The sequence below is a fragment of the Raineyella antarctica genome, assembly GCF_900092135.1.
Taxonomy (GTDB): Bacteria; Actinomycetota; Actinomycetes; order Propionibacteriales; family Propionibacteriaceae; genus Raineyella; species Raineyella antarctica.
The window spans coordinates 182145-199044 of the sequence record NZ_FMYF01000006.1 but is presented as its reverse complement, the minus strand read 5'-3'; the positions used below and the strand labels follow the sequence as shown (position 1 = coordinate 199044).

At 71.2% G+C, this 16900-nt stretch carries 16 protein-coding genes; 6 read left to right on the top strand and 10 right to left on the bottom strand.

What is annotated here, in order from left to right; translation table 11 throughout:
* Positions 1 to 210: 210 nt before the first annotated feature.
* From GA0111570_RS11065 to GA0111570_RS11035, 7 genes are all read right to left on the bottom strand, one after another.
* Positions 211 to 1977 (bottom strand): acetyl/propionyl/methylcrotonyl-CoA carboxylase subunit alpha, encoded by a 1767-nt coding sequence (locus GA0111570_RS11065; RefSeq protein ID WP_217634128.1) that lies wholly within the window; start codon positions 1975 to 1977, stop codon positions 211 to 213.
* A gap of 148 nt (positions 1978 to 2125) precedes the next feature.
* Positions 2126 to 2794: a LamB/YcsF family protein gene (locus GA0111570_RS11060; protein WP_092610784.1), complete on the bottom strand. Its 669-nt coding sequence runs from the start codon at positions 2792 to 2794 to the stop codon at positions 2126 to 2128.
* Between the two features lie 129 nt (positions 2795 to 2923).
* A complete protein-coding gene (dprE2, locus tag GA0111570_RS11055; RefSeq protein ID WP_092610781.1) occupies positions 2924 to 3682 on the bottom strand; it encodes a decaprenylphospho-beta-D-erythro-pentofuranosid-2-ulose 2-reductase in 759 nt (252 codons plus the stop codon).
* 16 nt (positions 3683 to 3698) lie between these two features.
* On the bottom strand, positions 3699 to 4628 hold the full coding sequence (locus GA0111570_RS11050) for a decaprenyl-phosphate phosphoribosyltransferase (RefSeq protein ID WP_092610778.1): 930 nt from the start codon (positions 4626 to 4628) through the stop codon (positions 3699 to 3701).
* A gap of 12 nt (positions 4629 to 4640) precedes the next feature.
* Positions 4641 to 5339, bottom strand: a complete 699-nt coding sequence (locus tag GA0111570_RS11045) for a Maf family protein (RefSeq protein WP_245703141.1) — start codon at positions 5337 to 5339, stop codon at positions 4641 to 4643.
* Between the two features lie 10 nt (positions 5340 to 5349).
* Positions 5350 to 5652, bottom strand: a complete 303-nt coding sequence (locus tag GA0111570_RS11040; RefSeq protein WP_092610775.1) for an acyl-CoA carboxylase subunit epsilon — start codon at positions 5650 to 5652, stop codon at positions 5350 to 5352.
* Positions 5649 to 7220: an acyl-CoA carboxylase subunit beta gene (locus GA0111570_RS11035; protein ID WP_092610772.1), complete on the bottom strand. Its 1572-nt coding sequence runs from the start codon at positions 7218 to 7220 to the stop codon at positions 5649 to 5651. The genes GA0111570_RS11040 and GA0111570_RS11035 overlap by 4 nt, the downstream gene beginning before the upstream one ends.
* A 169-nt stretch (positions 7221 to 7389) precedes the next feature.
* Here GA0111570_RS11035 and GA0111570_RS11030 point away from each other — a divergent pair, with 169 nt between their 5' ends.
* Positions 7390 to 8217: a biotin--[acetyl-CoA-carboxylase] ligase gene (locus GA0111570_RS11030; protein WP_092610770.1), complete on the top strand. Its 828-nt coding sequence runs from the start codon at positions 7390 to 7392 to the stop codon at positions 8215 to 8217.
* 59 nt (positions 8218 to 8276) lie between these two features.
* Complete coding sequence (locus tag GA0111570_RS11025) at positions 8277 to 8804, top strand: GtrA family protein (protein ID WP_245703140.1); 528 nt, start codon at positions 8277 to 8279, stop codon at positions 8802 to 8804.
* Between the two features lie 46 nt (positions 8805 to 8850).
* On the opposite strand, the gene trpS is transcribed toward GA0111570_RS11025, so the two are convergent.
* Positions 8851 to 9948, bottom strand: a complete 1098-nt coding sequence (trpS, locus tag GA0111570_RS11020; RefSeq protein ID WP_092610767.1) for a tryptophan--tRNA ligase — start codon at positions 9946 to 9948, stop codon at positions 8851 to 8853.
* Between the two features lie 157 nt (positions 9949 to 10105).
* Here trpS and GA0111570_RS11015 point away from each other — a divergent pair, with 157 nt between their 5' ends.
* Both GA0111570_RS11015 and purE read left to right on the top strand, forming a co-directional pair.
* A complete protein-coding gene (locus GA0111570_RS11015) occupies positions 10106 to 11302 on the top strand; it encodes a 5-(carboxyamino)imidazole ribonucleotide synthase (protein WP_281245202.1) in 1197 nt (398 codons plus the stop codon).
* 90 nt (positions 11303 to 11392) lie between these two features.
* Entirely contained in the window at positions 11393 to 11887 is a 495-nt protein-coding gene (gene purE / locus GA0111570_RS11010) for a 5-(carboxyamino)imidazole ribonucleotide mutase (RefSeq protein ID WP_092610761.1), read from the top strand.
* A 70-nt stretch (positions 11888 to 11957) separates the two neighbouring features.
* Here purE and GA0111570_RS11005 read toward each other — a convergent pair whose 3' ends face one another.
* Positions 11958 to 13295 (bottom strand): LCP family protein, encoded by a 1338-nt coding sequence (locus GA0111570_RS11005; RefSeq protein ID WP_092610758.1) that lies wholly within the window; start codon positions 13293 to 13295, stop codon positions 11958 to 11960.
* A gap of 147 nt (positions 13296 to 13442) precedes the next feature.
* Between GA0111570_RS11005 and GA0111570_RS11000 the strand changes: the two genes are divergently transcribed.
* Entirely contained in the window at positions 13443 to 15029 is a 1587-nt protein-coding gene (locus tag GA0111570_RS11000) for an LCP family protein (RefSeq protein WP_139283219.1), read from the top strand.
* Positions 15030 to 15068: 39 nt separating this feature from the next.
* Positions 15069 to 16118, top strand: coding sequence for a glycosyltransferase family 2 protein (locus GA0111570_RS10995; protein WP_092610752.1), 1050 nt, complete (start codon positions 15069 to 15071; stop codon positions 16116 to 16118).
* A gap of 9 nt (positions 16119 to 16127) precedes the next feature.
* Here GA0111570_RS10995 and GA0111570_RS10990 read toward each other — a convergent pair whose 3' ends face one another.
* Positions 16128 to 16898, bottom strand: coding sequence for a TIGR03089 family protein (locus GA0111570_RS10990; RefSeq protein WP_092610749.1), 771 nt, complete (start codon positions 16896 to 16898; stop codon positions 16128 to 16130).
* Positions 16899 to 16900 lie beyond the last annotated feature (2 nt).

Below are 16900 nucleotides of genomic sequence, written 5' to 3'. Positions count from 1 at the left end.
GACCGGGAGGGCCCTTCGGGTGTCTGGGGGGCGCGGGTATCTCCGACGCGCCCAGAGAGGGCAGGGAGGCGTGCGTCGCGCTGGCCTACGCCGGTCCGCGCTGGGCCTGCGGACAGCGGTCCGTGCGGTCCGGCAGACGGCGAACGCCGCCGGAGTCCGTCCACCAGGGACGGGCTCCGGCGGCGCGTGTCCGCTACCGGATCGCTCGACTCAGTCGGCGTCGAGGATCTCGCACATGACCTCACCCGACTGCACGGACTGCCCGGCATCGACGGTCAGGCCCTTGATGGTGCCGGTGCGGTGCGCGTTGATCGGCTGCTCCATCTTCATCGCCTCCAGCACCACCACCAGGTCGCCCTCGGTGACCTCCTGGCCCTCGGTCACCGCGACCTTGACCACGGTGCCTTGCATCGGGGCGGTGACGGAGTTGCCGGAGGCCTCCTTGACGGCTGCCTTCGACTTCTGCCGCTTCGGCTTCTTGGCCGCGCTGGAACCACCGCTCATCGAGCCGAGGCCTGCGGGGAGGCTGACCTCGACGCGCTTGCCGTTGACCTCCACCACGACGGTGTGCTTCTCGCCGGCCTCCGGGGCCTGGCCCTGGGCGCCCTCGTACTGCGGGATCTGGTTGTCGAACTCGGTCTCGATCCAGCGGGTGTGGACTCCGAAGTGGCCGTCCTCGGCGGTGTAGGCAGGATCGTTGATCACGGCCTGGTGGAACGGGACGGCGGTCGGCATCCCCTCGAGGACGAGCTCGTCCAGGGCACGCCGGGAGCGCTGCAGCGCCTGCTGGCGGGTGGAGCCGGTGACGATCAGCTTGCCGACCAGGGAGTCGAACGAGCCCGGGACGGTCATGCCGGTCCGGTAGCCGTCGTCGAAGCGGATGCCGGGCCCCTGCGGGGCGACGAAGTCGGTGACGGTGCCGGGGGCGGGCATGAAGTTGCGGCCCGGGTCCTCGGCGTTGATGCGGAACTCGATCGAGTGGCCGCGCAGCTCCGGGTCGTCGTAGCCGAGCTCGGCCCCGTCGGCGATGCGGAACATCTCGCGGACCAGGTCGATGCCGGAGACCTCCTCCGAGACCGGGTGCTCCACCTGCAGGCGGGTGTTGACCTCCAGGAAGGAGATCAGGCCGTCCTGGGCGACGAGGAACTCACAGGTGCCGGCACCGACGTAGCCGGCCTCCAGCAGGATCGCCTTGGAGGCGGAGTAGAGGCGCTCGACCTGGTCCTCTGTCAGGAACGGGGCGGGGGCCTCCTCGACCAGCTTCTGGTGGCGGCGCTGGAGGGAACAGTCACGCGTGGAGACGACCACCACGTTGCCGTGCTGGTCGGCCAGGCACTGGGTCTCGACGTGGCGGGGCTTGTCGAGGTAGCGCTCCACGAAGCACTCGCCGCGGCCGAAGGCGGTGACGGCCTCACGGGTGGCGGACTCGAACAGCTCCGGCACCTCCTCGAGGGTGCGGGCGACCTTCAGGCCGCGGCCGCCACCACCGAAGGCCGCCTTGATCGCGATCGGCAGGCCGAACTCCTTCGCGAAGGCGACCACCTCGCTGGCATCGGCGACCGGATCTGGGGTGCCGGGGACGAGCGGGGCGCCGACCTTGAGGGCGATGTGGCGGGCGGCCACCTTGTCGCCCAGGCTGCGGATCGCATGCGGGGAGGGGCCGATCCAGATCAGGCCGGCATCGATCACGGCCTGCGCGAAGTCGGCGTTCTCGGCCAGGAAGCCGTAGCCGGGGTGGATGGCGTCGGCACCGCTGCGGCGGGCCACGTCGATGATCTTGCCCATGTCAAGATAGGACTCTGCGGGGGTGGCACCACCCAACGCGTATGCCTCGTCGGCCAGACGCACGAACAGTGCGTCGGCGTCCGGATCGGCATAGATCGCTACGCTGGCGATTCCCTCGTCGCGCGCCGCTCGGACCACACGGACAGCGATCTCGCCACGATTAGCGATGAGCACCTTACTGATGGGCACTATTCCTCCTGGGTTCCACTCTGAACCGCCCCACGACACCAAGCCGCGACGGCACTGTCTCGGGCCAGAGTCTATGGCCTCGAGCTCCGTGTCGTGGCAGGTTGGGCAACCGGGAGCCGACCTCTACCAGGTCAGACTAGCGGGTGGAGGCTCACATACCGCGTCGTGCGGGCTGGGGAGCGCCACAGGTGTGACCGAGCTCGCGTAGCGTCTTCACCACGACCGGCGCGGTGATCGGGTCCAGGTTCAGCGAGACCGAGTGTTCGGGCCGTCCGTCGGCGGCGATCCGGCCCACCGACGTACGCATCCGCTCCACCGAGGTGGCCGGATAGTCGACGATCACGTTGAGTCCTGCCTCGGCGGCCACCTCCAGCATGGGAGAGCTGTGGTGCAGCACCAGCGGCAGGTCCGGGTCGTACGCCGCGATGGCGCGTACGATCGCCTCGGCGTGGTCCTTGCGGCGGCCGGCCATCCGGGCCAGCGCCCCGGTCGGTCGGACGAAGGACAGCCGGCCGTTCTCGGAGAAGGCCAGCGAGTCCAGCGCGCCGATCTGGTAGATCAGCTCGGGGTACAGGTCCTCGTACGCCACGTCGAGGTAGCGGTCGCCGCCGCCGAGGAAGTCGCGGTAGCCCACCGCCACCCCCAGCTGGACGCCCGCCGCCAGGGCCCGCCGGATCGCTGCGAGGACGCTGCGCGGGGTGCCGGCGTGCAGGCATCCGGGGAGGTTGACGCTGGAGATATACGGCAGCACCGCCTCGTCGGAGCGGAGGTTCTCCGGGCGGAGTGACTCGCCGAATCTCGCGTTGAGGTCTAGTTGCACTGCATCAGCCTTCTCATCCGGCCAGTCGCGTCAGCGACGTGCCCTGTACGGTCATCTGAGGATACCCCGGGTCCGCTCCCGCCCTTGCCGCCAGGTCCGGGCCGGACCTGGCGGCAAGGGGGAGGGGACTCAGAACGGCAGCCTGCGGAAGATCGGCTGCGGCACGAGGCGCAGCACCAGCATCACCAGGCGGAACAGCTTGGGCGCCCAGACCACGCTGCGGTGCAGGCGTACGCCCTCGACGACCTCGACGGCCACCTGGTCGGGCACCACGGCCAGCGGAGCGGTGCGCAGGCCCTCGGTCATCTTCGACTTCACGAAGCCCGGCCGGACCACCATGACGTTGACCCCCGAGCCGCGCAGGGCCTCGGACAGGCCGCGGTAGAAGCCGTCCAGGCCGGCCTTGGTGGCCCCGTAGACGAAGTTGGAGCGGCGGATCCGCTCCCCGGCCACGCTGGAGAGGACGACGATCTGGCCGTGTCCCTGGGCGCGCAGCCGGTCGGCCAGCATGACCCCCAGGTGCACCGGGGCGGTGAAGTTGACCTCGGCCATCTCCAGCGCATGGGCAGGTTCCTGCCAGGCGCGCTCGGCCTCGCCGAGGATGCCGAAGGCGACCACTGCCATGTCGACGTCACCCTCGGCGAAGGCGGCGTCGATGGTCGCGGCGTGGGTGTCGGTGGCGCGCGCATCGAGGTCCACCTCGCGGACCCGGACGCCCTCGGCACGCAACGCGTCGGCGGCGGCGGATCGTCCCGGGGAGGGTCGTGCGGCCAGCACCACGTCCAGGGCCGGGCTCTCCTTGGCGTACGCCCGGGCGATCGCCAGGGCGATGTCCGAGGTGCCGCCGAGCAGCAGCAGCGAGCGGGGGTTGGCGGTGGCATCCAGCATGTCGGACTCCTAGGGGTCAGAGGAAGACGGCCAGGCCGATGGTGACCAGCCAGGTCAGGCCGAGCACCAGCAGCGCGCGGTCGTGCAGGACGACGTCCTCGGGGGCGCCGCCCTCGCCCCGGTCGATGCGGAAGGCGTACTGCAGCATCGCGAGGGTGAACGGGAAGATCGAGATGGCCGCCCACAGCGCCCGACCGCCACCGGCGACCCGCTGCTCGAAGGCCCACAGGCTGTACGACATCACCACGGCGACGGCGCCGAGCTCCCAGACGAACTTCAGGTAGCTCTCGGTGTAGGAGGCCAGCGACTTGCGGGTGCCCGCCTCCGGGCCGAGGTGGCGGATCTCCGAGTAGCGCTTGCCGGCGACCATGAACAGCGACCCGAAGGAGGCGACCAGGAGGAACCACTGGCTGAGCGGGATACCGGTGGCCACGCCGCCGGCGACCGCGCGCAGCAGGAAGCCGGAGGCCACCACCGCCAGGTCGACGACCGGGAAGTCCTTGAGCAGGTAGGAGTACAGGAACTGGATCGCCATGTAGCTGGCCAGGGTGATGCCCAGTGGCACCGAGACCCAGAAGCCCAGGGCCAGGCCACCGCCGGCGGCCACCAGGGCCAGCAGCCAGGCGAGCCAGATCGGCAGCTCCCCGGCCGGGATCGGGCGGAACCGCTTCTTGGGGTGCTGGCGGTCGGCCTCGATGTCATGGATGTCGTTGAGCAGGTAGATCGCCGAGGAGACGGCGATGAAGGCGACCATCGCCAGCAGGGTCGCGACGATCACCCCGCCCTCGAAGATCCGCCCGGCGGCCAGCGGGGCGGTGAGGACGAGGATGTTCTTGACCCACTGCTTGGGGCGCATGGCGCGCAGCCAGGCGGGGAGGAACGTACGTGGCCTCGAGTCCGGTGCGAGGGGTGAGGCGGTCGTTCCGGCGTCGGATGTGGTGCTCATGATGGCGTCAGCCTACTGCCACAGCCGTGTCCAACCGATTCCCAGTGACCCCAGCAGCTCGCGCAGCAGGGTCAGGCTGATGCCGACCACGTTGTGCGGATCGCCCTCGACGCCCGCGACGAAGGCGCCGCCGAGCCCGTCGAGGGTGAACGCACCGGCCACCCGCAGCGGCTCGCCGGTCGCGACGTAGTCGGCTATCTCCTCGTCGGTGGGGGAGGCGAACCGGACCAGGGTGCTGCCGACGGCGGCAGCGGAGCGGGCCGGGCCCGTGCCGTCGCGACCACCCGGGCCGAGCGGGACAGGGCCGGCCGGCAGCACGATCACATGGTGTCCGGTGTGCAGCACGCCGGTCGCCCCGCGCATCTGGTGCCACCGGGCGATGGCGACCTCGGCGCTGCCCGGCTTGCCGTACGCATGCCCGCCGAACTCCAGCACGGAGTCGCACCCGACCACGATGGTGGGCCGGTCGACGGGGTCGGCCGCCACGACCGGCGCGACGGCCTGCGCCTTCAGGCGCGCGAGCGTTCCGGCCAGCTCGGCGGGGGAGTGGTCGTCGTCCAGGTCCTCGTCCACCCCGGACACGACCACCTCCGGATCCAGGCCGGCGGCGCGCAGGGTGGACAGACGGGCCGGGGAGGCCGACCCGAGGACCAAGCGGTGGCTCGGTCGTCGGGAGGCCGCCCCGGCCCGTCCGATGGTGTCGTTGCTCACGACCGCAAGACTAGAACTGGCGGATCCCCGAGTTCCACGTCTCCCGGCCGGTGGCGAAGGTGCGCCGCACCGCCCGCCAGTACGAGTTGTACCGCGACGAACGCGGCTGGGTGGCGTTGCCCGGTCGGGCCCCCGGCCCGGACAGGGCCGCGAACACCACGGTGATCGCGGCGAGCTCCTCCTCGGTCGGCGCGCCGCCGACCACGCGGAACGCCGCCTGCCTGGGCTCCTCGACAGCCGTCGTCGGGTCGGCCACCGTTGTCGCGTCGGCCACCGTCGTCGGGTCGGCCACTGTCGTCTCCTCGGCGCTCACAGCGGGATGTTCCCGTGCTTCTTCGGCGGCAGGCTCTCGCGCTTGGAGCGCAGCAGCCGCAGCACGCGGACGATCTCCTGGCGGGTGTCGTGCGGCTGGATGACCTGGTCGATGTAGCCGCGCTCGGCCGCCACATACGGGTTGGCCAGCGTGTCGTTGTAGTCGTCGATCAGCGTCTTGCGGAGCGCCTCGGGATCGGCGTCGTTGGCGAGCTGCTTGCGGTACAGGATGTTGACCGCGCCCTCGGCGCCCATCACGGCGATCTGGGCGGTCGGCCACGCGAGGTTGATGTCGGCACCCAGGTGCTTGGACCCCATCACGTCGTACGCGCCGCCGTAGGCCTTGCGGGTGATGATCGTGATCAGGGGGACGGTGGCCTCCGCGTACGCGAAGATCAGCTTGGCGCCGCGGCGGATGATGCCCTGCCACTCCTGGTCGGTGCCCGGCAGGAAGCCCGGGGTGTCCTCGAAGGTGACGATCGGGATGTTGAAGCAGTCACACGTACGGACGAAACGAGCGGCCTTCTCGGAGGCGTCGATGTCCAGGCAACCGGCGAACTGCATCGGCTGGTTGGCCACGATGCCGACCGTACGGCCCTCGACCCGGCCGAAGCCGACCACGATGTTCTGGGCGAACAGCTCCTGGACCTCGAGGAACTCCTCGTCGTCCAGGACAGCCTCGATCACCCGTCGGATGTCGTACGGCTGGTTCGGGGAGTCCGGGATCAGGGTGTCCAGGGAGAGGTCGATCTCACTCAGCGAGAGGTCGGCGTCCTCGTCGTAGTACGGCGGGTCCTCCAGGTTGTTCTGCGGCAGGTAGGAGATCAGGTCGCGCACGTACTCCAGGGCGTCCGCCTCGTCGGCGGCCAGGTAGTGGGCGTTGCCGGACTTGGTGTTGTGCGTCCGGGCACCGCCCAGGTCCTCCAGCGACACGTCCTCGCCGGTGACCGTCTTGATCACGGCCGGACCGGTGATGAACATCTGCGAGGTCTGGTCGACCATCACGGTGAAGTCGGTCAGGGCCGGGGAGTAGACGTGGCCACCGGCCGCGGCACCCATGATCAGCGAGATCTGCGGGATGACACCGGAGGCGAGGGTGTTGCGGCGGAAGATCTCGCCGTACAGGCCGAGGGAGACCACGCCCTCCTGGATCCGGGCGCCACCGCCCTCGTTGATGCCGATCAGCGGGCAGCCGGTCTTCATCGCGAAGTCGATGATCTTCACGATCTTCTCGCCGTAGACCTCGCCGAGGGCGCCGCCGAAGATGGTCACGTCCTGGGAGAACACGCAGACCGGACGACCGTGGATCGCGCCGATGCCGGTGACGACGCCGTCACCGTACGGGCGGCGGGCCTCCAGGCCGAAAGCGGTCGAGCGGTGCCGGGCGAACTGGTCCAGCTCAGCGAACGACCCCTCGTCCAGCAGCGCCTCGATCCGCTCGCGGGCCGTCTTCTTGCCCTTGGCGTGCTGCTTCTCCACTGCCGCTGCAGATCCCGCGTGAACCGCCTCATCGACGCGTCGCTTGAGATCTTCCAGCTTTCCGGCTGTGGTGTGGATGTCGACGTCCATGCTGTAAAAAACCTTCGCCTCGAGGTGCCTACTCCGATGTATGCAACCGCTCCGGGGGTCACGGGCGCGCCGCGCCTGACCCCGAGGGCGGACTGGAGGTGACTCTATCGTGTCAAGGGTTCGCCTGCAGGGCCTCTGGACAATCGGGAACGCCGCTACTCTGGCCGACATGCCCCTCTCAGCACCGACCGATCCCGTCCGCCTGCGCGAACGCCTGCTGGGCCCGGCCACCGGCCCGGACCCGACATCCGGCGCCGGCCTGTGGCGAACCGTGGAGGTGGTCGCGAGTACCGGCTCGACCAATGCGGATGCGAGCCAACGGTGGCGGGCCGGGAACGGCCTGGGCCTGGTGCTCGTCTCCGACCACCAGAGCGCCGGGCGCGGCCGGTTCGACCGGCGTTGGCAGGCGCCCCCGGGGACCGCGGTGGCCGTCTCGGTCGTGGTGCAGCCGCGCCGCCCGATCCTGGAGTGGATGTGGCTCTCCCTGCTGACCGGGGTCGCCATCGCCCGGGGGATCCGGCGGGCCACCGGGGTCGATGCCACCCTGAAGTGGCCGAACGACGTCCTGGTCGAGGGTCGCAAGATCTGCGGCATCCTGTCCGAGCGGGTGGAGGGCCAGGCGGGGGCGGGCTGCATCGTCGGCTTCGGGATCAATGTGTCACTGGACATGGACGAGCTGCCGGTGCCGACCGCCACCTCGCTGGCGCTGTGCGGGGTGGAGGTGGACAAGGCCGACCTGGTCGCCGAGGTGCTGGCCGATTGGTCGCAGATGTACCGGCTCTGGGACGAGGGGCGGCTCGAGGAGTTGCGTGCCGCGTACGAGGAGAGCTGCTCGACCATCGGCCGCGACGTGAGCGTCCTGCTGGACGCGCCAGGCGGCGGTCGCCGGACGGTGACCGGTGTCGCGGTGGGGATCGGACCCACCGGCGAGGTGCTCGTCCGGACCCCGAGCGGGGTGGAGGGCTTCGCCGCCGGGGACGTCACCCACCTGAGGTGAGCCCGGGACCGCGGCAGGCGCAACACGGGTCAGGCTTGCGCCCGGGTTAGGCTGGGTCGGTGACGAATCCCGGGAGCAGCCAGGCACAGGAGGTTGTGCAGGCACCCCCGGCCGCACCGGACATCGAGCGGGTCGGCCTGGTCCAGCAGGTGATCCGGTACTTCGGGACCGGCGTGATGTCGGCCGTCGTCGACTTCGGCCTGCTCCTCATCCTGATGGCGATCGGCCTCGGCTACACACCGGCCAAGGCCGTCTCCTTCGTCGCCGGGACCGTGACGGCGTACTCACTCAACCGCCGGTTCACGTTCAAGGCGCAACCGTCCAGGCGACGGTTCGTACTGACCATGCTCACGTACGTGCTGACGTTCGCGCTGCAGGTCGGGATCTTCAGCAAGCTCTTCCCGCTGCTGGCCGCGGAGCACCTGCCGCAGTTCGTGGTCCAGGCGATCTCGTTCGTCTTCGGCCAGGGCGCCGCGACCGTCGCGAACTTCAGCCTGCAACGCTGGCTGATCTTCCGGCCGACGTCCGGGCAGGCAGTGGTCGCGGCCGGGACGGCTTCCGCCGGGGTGGAAGCCACCGAGGCCTGAGCCCGGTCGTACGCCCCCGAGTCGGGACGTACGTGCCGGGGGTCGATCAGTAGTAGACCATCCCGAGAGCTTCCTTGACCTCGGCCAGGGTGGCCTCGGCGAGGGCGTTGGCGCGCTCGTTGCCGTCGCGCAGGACCGCGCGGAGGTGGGCCTGGTCCTCGGCGAGCTCGAGCCGGCGGGCCCGGATCGGGGCCAGGTGCTCGTTGACCGCCTCGGTGACGGCGTCCTTCAGGGCCTTGCCGCCCTTGTCCCCGATCGTGGCTGCGAAGTCCTCGGGCTCCTGGCCGCTGAGCAGGGCGCCGATCAGGACCAGCGAGGAGACCTCGGGGCGGGTGTCGGGCTCGTAGGAGATGTGCCGGTCCGCGTCGGTCTTGGCCTTCTTGAACAGCTTCGCGGTCTCGTCGGCGGTGTGCGACAGCGAGATGAAGTTGTTGCGGGACTTCGACATCTTGTCGCCGTCGATGCCCAGCACCAGCGGGGCGGGGGAGAGCAGCGCCTGCGCCTCCGGCAGCACCTCACGGCCGCCGGCGTAGCGGTCGTTGATCCGCCGGGCGATCACCCGGGTCTGCTCCACGTGCGGCAGCTGGTCGCGGCCGACCGGGACCAGGTTGCCCTTGCAGAACAGGATGTCCGCGGCCTGGTGCACCGGGTAGGTGAGCAGCAGGCCGTTGAGCACCCGCTGGCCCGACGCGGCCAGCTCGGACTTCACCGTGGGGTTGCGCTCCATCTCCGGCAGGCTCACCACCGACAGGAAGGGCAGCAGCAGCTCGTTGAGCGCCGGGACCGAGGAGTGCGTGAAGACGACCGTCTTCATCGGGTCGATGCCGCAGGCCAGGTAGTCCTTGAGGATCTCGTAGACGTTGCGCTGGATGTCGCCCGGGTCCTCCCGGTCGGTGATCACCTGGAAATCGGCGATGACCAGGACCGTCGGGACGCCGGCGTCCTGCAACTGCACCCGGCGCTGCAGGGTGCCCAGGTAGTGGCCCAGGTGCAGCGAACCGGTCGGGCGGTCACCGGTCAGGATCCGGTAGCGCTCCGGGTGGGCGAGCACGTCCTGCTCGCGCGCGATCAGGCCGGTGCGGTCCACCTCGGGGGCGGCGGCATCGGGGGCAGGTGCGTCGGTCTGCGACATGTTCTCGGTCATCGGGTGAATGTTCTCACACCCCGGTGCCGGGGCGGTCGGGGTGTTCACCGTTCCCGGCGGCCGGCCCGGAGGGAACGCAGTGGCCGGGACGTACGTCGGTGGACCGCGTGACGTACGTCCCGAGCAGGACGGTGGGCGCGGGGTAGCCTTGTCGTCCGTGAGTGACGCGCGACCCTTCGTGGTGGGAATCATCGGTGGCGGCCAGCTGGCCCGGATGATGTACGGGCCGGCGATCCGGCTGGGCCTGCACGTGAAGCTGCTGGCCGAGGCGCCCGGCGTGAGCGCGGCCCAGGTCGCCCACGACGTCGAGTACGGCGACTACACCGATCCGGCGACCGTACTGGCCTTCGCCGAGGGCTGTGACGCGATCACCTTCGACCACGAGCACGTGCCGACCACCCTGCTGCAGCAGCTGGAGGAGCGCGGCATCGCCGTACGTCCCGGCTCGGCGGCCCTGGTGCACGCCCAGGACAAGGTCGTGATGCGCGAGCGGCTGTCCGCGCTCGGGATGCCCTGCCCGGCGTTCCAGGTGGTCGCGTCGGCCGAGGAGCTGGCCGCCTTCGGGGAGCGGATCGGGTGGCCGGTGATCGCCAAGACCTCCCGCGGCGGCTACGACGGCAAGGGCGTGTGGAAGATCGACGGGCCGCAGCAGGCCGGCGAGCCGTTCGAGGCGCTGGCCTCCGGCGAGGCCGGGGGCGGCACCACCGCGGGGTCCGGCACCAGCGGGGAGGTGCAGATCCTGGCCGAGGAGTTCGTCGACTTCACCCGCGAGCTGTCCGCGCTGGTCGTCCGTTCCCCCTCGGGCCAGGGCGTCACCTACCCGGTCTCCGAGACCTACCAGGACCGCGGCATCTGTGCCGAGACGCTGACCCCTGCCCCCGGGCTGACCGACGAGCGTGCCGTCGCGACCCAGCAGATGGCGCTGCGGATCGCCGAGGAACTCGGCGTGGTCGGAGTGCTGGCCGTGGAACTGATGGAGGCCCGCGACGGTCGCATCCTGGTCAACGAGCTGGCGATGCGCCCGCACAACACCGGCCACTGGTCGATCGACGGCGCGCACACCTCGCAGTTCGAGAACCACCTGCGGGCCATCGCCGACCTGCCGCTGGGCGATCCCGCGTCGCGAGCGTCGTGGACGGTGATGGTGAACGTGCTCGGCGGCTCGCGCGAGGACCTCGCTGACGGCCTGCTGCACGTCCTGTCCCGGGATCCGCAGCTGAAGGTCGAGCTCTACGGCAAGGCCGTCAAGGCGCGCCGCAAGGTCGGGCACGTCACCGCGTACGGCCCGGATCTGGAGGACGTACGCGCCCGCGCGCAGCACGCCGCGCAGTACCTGATGGGAGACCTGGACTGATGGGGAACGGCATGAGGGGGAACGGCATGAGGGGGAACCGCAATGAGGGGGAACCGCAATGAGGGGGAACCGCAATGAGGGGGAACCGCAATGAGTGACCACGCCCGCGTCGGCATCGTGATGGGATCTGACTCCGACTGGCCGGTGATGGAACCGGCGGCGATCGCGCTGTCGGAGTTCGGCATCCCGTACGAGGCCGATGTCGTCTCCGCGCACCGGATGCCCGAGGCGATGCTGTCCTATGGCCGCAACGCCCACCGCCGCGGCCTGGAGGTGGTCATCGCCGGAGCCGGAGGGGCCGCCCACCTGCCCGGGATGCTCGCCGCCCTGACGCCGCTGCCGGTGATCGGGGTGCCGGTGCCGCTGAAGTACCTCGACGGGATGGACTCGCTGCTGTCGATCGTCCAGATGCCCGCCGGTGTCCCCGTCGCGACCGTCGCCATCGGCAACGCGCGCAACGCCGGCCTGCTGGCGGTCCGTATCCTCGCGGCCGGCGACCCGCAGCTGACCGACCGGATGCTGGAGTTCCAGGACGAGTTGCGCGCCACGGCCGAGTCCAAGGGCGAGAAGATCCGGCAGCACTGAGCCCGGCAGCACTGAGTCCGTCAGCACTGATCCAAGGCAGCTCGGTCGGTGCGGGCCGGTTCGCCGCGGGTCAGTTGCCCGCGTCGAACCGGCCCAGGCCGATCGTGTTGCCGGTGGCGAACGCGTGGAAGACCTCTTTCGCCTTCGCCTGGTCCCACAGCACGGCCTCGCCGACAGATGTCTTGTAGTCCGGGTTGGACACCGGGACTGCGAAGGTGTGCCCACCGCCCATGCCGATGAACCCGGCCCCGTAGACCAGCGCCAGTGCATCCAGCGGGCCGGTGTCCTGGCCGCGCGAGACGGCGCCACGGATGGCGTTGTTCAGGCTGATCCAGCGCACCGGGTTGATCAGTGTCAGCGGCGAGAGCGCCTTCTTCGCCGTGGCGGCGACCATCTGGCGCTGCCGCTCGGCCCGGCCGATGTCGCCGCGCGGGTCCGAGTAGCGCATCCGTACGTAGCCCAGGGCGTTGGCGCCGGTCAGGACCTGGCAGCCGGCGGGCAGGTCGATGTGCGCCTTGGCGTCCTTCATCGGTGCGGGCAGGCACATCCTGATCCCGCCGAGCGCGTCGATGACCGAGACGAAGCCGTCGAAGCCGAGGCTGACGTAGCCGTCGATGCGTACGCCGGTGTTCTCCTCGATGGTCTGGGCCAGCAGCGCCGGCCCACCGATGGAGTAGGCGGCGTTGATCTTGTTCTTGCCGTGGCCCGGGACCGAGACGTACGAGTCGCGGGGGATGGACAGCAAGGTGGGGGCGCCGAGCACCGGGACGTGCAGCAGCATGATCGTGTCGGAACGTTCGCCCGCGGCACTGCCGGTGCCCAGCGCACGCTTCTGCGCGTCCGTCATCCCGGCCCGGGAATCGGACCCGGTCATCAGCAGGGTGATGCCCGCCTGCAGGTGTGGCCGGTTGCCGGCGGAGGTGGCGTCCACGCGGCCCGACCCGAACCATGCCCAGGCCGGGAAGGCCAGCAGGTAGACCAGCAGCACGGCGATGACCACCTGCAGCTGTCGGCGGGTCCGCGGGTGCTTGCGCGGACGGGCGTCGCGCGGCTTGCCCGCCGGGCGGGGAGGTCGGCGCATCGCCGACGGCGGGGGTGGCGGCGGGGCGTCCGGGGGGCGCTCGCCCTGGGGGGGAGAGGCCCGGGGCGCCGGGACCGGACGGACGTGCGGGTCCGGCGGCAGCTCCGCCCGCCCGTAGCGATCGGGCCGTTGCGAGCGGCCGTAGGGGTCCGAGGGCCCTTCCGCCCGGCCGTACGGTTCCGGGCGAGGGGCGGGATGCTCGTACGGATCGGGTGGTGGCGGGGGCGCCGAAGAGGGCGCCGGCTCCTCCCCGAAGGGCCGGGAGTCCGGCGCGTGGTCCTCGCCCCGGCCGTAGAGCCAGTCGAGGTCGTCGTCGCGTCCTGCCATGGCGACGAGGGTACTAGGGCCTGCTGAGTGCCCGGTCACCCCGACTTGCCCCCTCAGCGGCGTGGCGCCGTGCGAGGCCCCACCTCCTGCCCTAGCGTCGTCGGTGCCCCGGCACCGACAGTCGTCCTCTCATGGAAAGTCCCCGCAGTGTCCCCACCAGCGAGTGCGCGTGCAGTCGATCCCGATCGGGCCGCCGAGGCGGTGCGGGTGCGCCGTGGTGTCGGACTCCTGCTGCTCAGCGCCATCGCGCCGGGTTCCGCGCAGCTGGCGGTGGGACACCGGCGCGTCGGACGCCTCGCCCTGCGGATCTGGGGCGCCGTCCTCGGACTGGGCCTGCTACTGGCCCTGATCGGCCTGCTCTCCTGGTCCGCCCTGGTCACCGTCGTGGCCAACCCGCTGGTCCTGGCCCTGCTCGTCGTCGTACTGGTCGGCGGTGCCCTGGGCTGGATCGTCCTGTTCATCGACGCGTGGCGGCTCAGCTACCCGCCGGGCATGGACCGGCGCCACCGGCAGGTCTTCGCCGCCGTGACCCTGGCCCTGGTCGTCCTGGTCGGCTCGTCGTACGGGCTCGGCGCCCGGGCGGCCGTCAGCTCGACCCGGACCCTGGGGGCGGTCTTCACCGGCGGCGGCAGCGCCCGTGCCACCGACGGCAGGGTGAACGTGCTGCTGCTGGGGGCCGATGCGGGCCAGAGCCGGGTGGGCCTGCGGCCGGACTCCATCACCGTGGCCAGCGTGGACGTCCGTACCGGACGGACGGTGCTGTTCTCCCTGCCCCGGAACCTGGAGGACGTGCCCTTCCCCGAGGACTCGCCGATGCACGAGCGCTACCCCGACGGCTTCAGCTGCCCGGACCACTCGTGCCTGCTCAATGCCGTGTACACGACCGCGACGCAGGCCGCCGAGCAGGACCCAAAGGTCTACAAGGGCGTCGCCGATCCCGGCGCGCAGGCGACCAAGGAGGCGGTGGAGGCGACCACCGGCCTGACCATCAACTACTACGCCATGGTCGACATGGCCGGCTTCAGCGGCCTGGTCGACGCCCTCGGCGGGATCACCCTCGACATCACCCGCGACGTACCGATCGGCGGCGGGAGCTCCCCGATCCTGGGCTGGATCCGGGCCGGGCAGGGGGTGCACCTCGACGGCTACCACGCGCTCTGGTTCGCCCGCTCCCGCGAGGGGTCCAACGACTTCGAGCGGATGCAGCGGCAGAAGTGCGTGATGGCCGCTGTCCTGCACCAGGCCGACCCGGTGACGATGGTCGCCAAGTTCGACGAGCTGGCCACCGCCGGCGGCCGGATCGTCGTGACAGACGTCCCGCGCAGTGACGTCGGCCGCCTCTCCGACCTGGCCCTGAAGTCGCGGGCGCTGCCGATCACCAGCGTCAGCTTCGTCCCACCGCTGGTCTATCCGGGCAACCCGAAGTTCGACGTGGTCCGGACCACCGTGAAGGACCACATCCGGACGGCGGAGGACCTGGACCGCCAGGCCCAGCGCGACCACACCTCGGCGGCTGCCTCGACCGCTCCCCGTACCACGGCCCCCGCGGCAGCACCGGTCGCAGCGGCCTCCACCGCACCCAACTCCACCGCTCCGGCCCCCGTAGCGCCGACCCGGACGAGCGGGGCTCCCGAACAGACCAAGGCCGCGGCGGCGAAGGCCGGCGCGCCGGCGTCCACCGCTCCGGAGACCGACGATCTCGACGTCATCTGCCGAGTAGCCTCGGCCGGGTAGCGTGTGGCGCGGCCAGCGCCACCACGAGTGAGGACGATGATGAGCGACAGCGCGCAGCAGCCGGTGACCCCGGCCCAGTACCCGCCGGTGAGCATCGTGATGCCGGTGCGCAACGAGTCGCGCCATCTGGAGAACGCCGTCACCCGCGTCCTCGGCCAGGAGTATCCCGGCACCCTCGAGGTGGTCATCGCGGTCGGGCCCAGCACGGACGACACGCATGCCATCGCCGAGCGGCTGGCCGCGACCGATCCACGCGTACGGCTGGTCGACAACCCCACCGGACGTACGCCGGCCGGCCTGAACATGGCGATCGCGGCGGCCGGCCACGACATCGTGATCCGGGTCGACGGGCATGGCGAGCTCGCCGACGGCTACGTCGCGACAGCGGTGGAGACCCTGCAGCGCACCGGCGCGGCCAACGTCGGCGGGATCATGGACGCCCAGGGCGTCACACCCTTCGAGCAGGCCGTCGCGGTGGCGTACACCAGCAGGCTCGGGCTGGGCGGCTCCACCTTCCACCTGCGGACCTCGCCGCAGGGACCGGCCGACACCGTGTTCCTGGGCAGCTTCCGCAAGGATGCGCTCCAGGCGGTCGGCGGCTACGACGAGACGCTGTACCGCGCCCAGGACTGGGAGCTGAACTACCGGCTGCGCCAGCACGGCGAGACGGTCTGGTTCACCCCCGAGCTGCGGGTCACCTATCGGCCGCGATCGACCCTGCGGGCCCTTGCGGAGCAGTTCTACGAGACCGGCAAGTGGCGCCGCGAGGTCGTCCGGCGTCACCCCGAGACCCTGAATGCCCGGTACCTGGCCTCGCCGCTGGCCGTCGTAGCGGTGGTCGGCGGAGTGGCCGTCGGCGCCCACGGCAGCTACCACCGGGTCGGCCCGATGCGCCTGGGCTGGCTGGCCCCGCTCGGCTACCTCGCGATGGTCGTGGCCGGAGCGGCCGCCCTGCGCCGGGACCTGCCCTGGCCGGTCCGGGCCCGGCTCCCTCTCGTCTTCGCGACCATGCACATGTGCTGGGGCCTGGGCTTCCTGGTCGGCCTGTGTCCCGGGGAGCGCCCGGAGGGGCCGTCCGGCCCGCTCTGACCCGACCCCTCAGGCCTCCGAGCGCTCGGCCGCGGAGATCTCCGCAACGGCCCGGTCCTCGACCGGTCCGTCGATGATGACCGCCGATCCGTCGCCCAGGACGGGCCCGACCAGGGCCGTGAGCAGGGTCGGATAGGCCGCCGTCGGCAGCACCGTCCGGCGCCCGTACGTCCCGTCGGCCGCCAGCAGGGAGCCCGCCGCGTCCCGGACGCCGGCCCAGTCCAGCGTCCGTTCGCTGTCCTGCCACAGCGGTGCTCCGGGGGTGGCCGGGGCGGCGATGTACACGTCCGGTTGCGAGGGGACGTCCGCGCCGAAGTCCAGCACGCCGGGGGAGGTCGGACCGGGGAAGCCCAGGCCGAACGGGTGCAGCGAGCATGCCACCACCGCGCGCGCCCCGAGCGCCCGGGCACCGGGGAAGTCGTGCTCGTACTCCTCGGGTCCGGTCACCACCAGGTCCGGGGATCCCGCGGCCACCACGGCCCCGGGACCACGGACCAGCACCCCCACCTGCCACAGCGCCGCGATCCACACCAGCGTGGTCCAGTGGCCCGGGTGTGCGACGGCGAGCGGCAGCACCGCCGAGTCGCCCTCGGCGAGGTCCAGCTCGTCGACCAGCAGGTTGGCGGTCTTGTCGACCCAGTTCACGAACGTGCGCGGCGACAGCTCGATGCGCACCCCGCTCGAGGGGGCGTAGTAGGTGAGCAGCGGGTCCCCGCCTCGGCGGCGGACCCGGTCGCGCAGGGCGTGGTCGAAGGACAGGTGCTCACCGGCATTGCGCATGC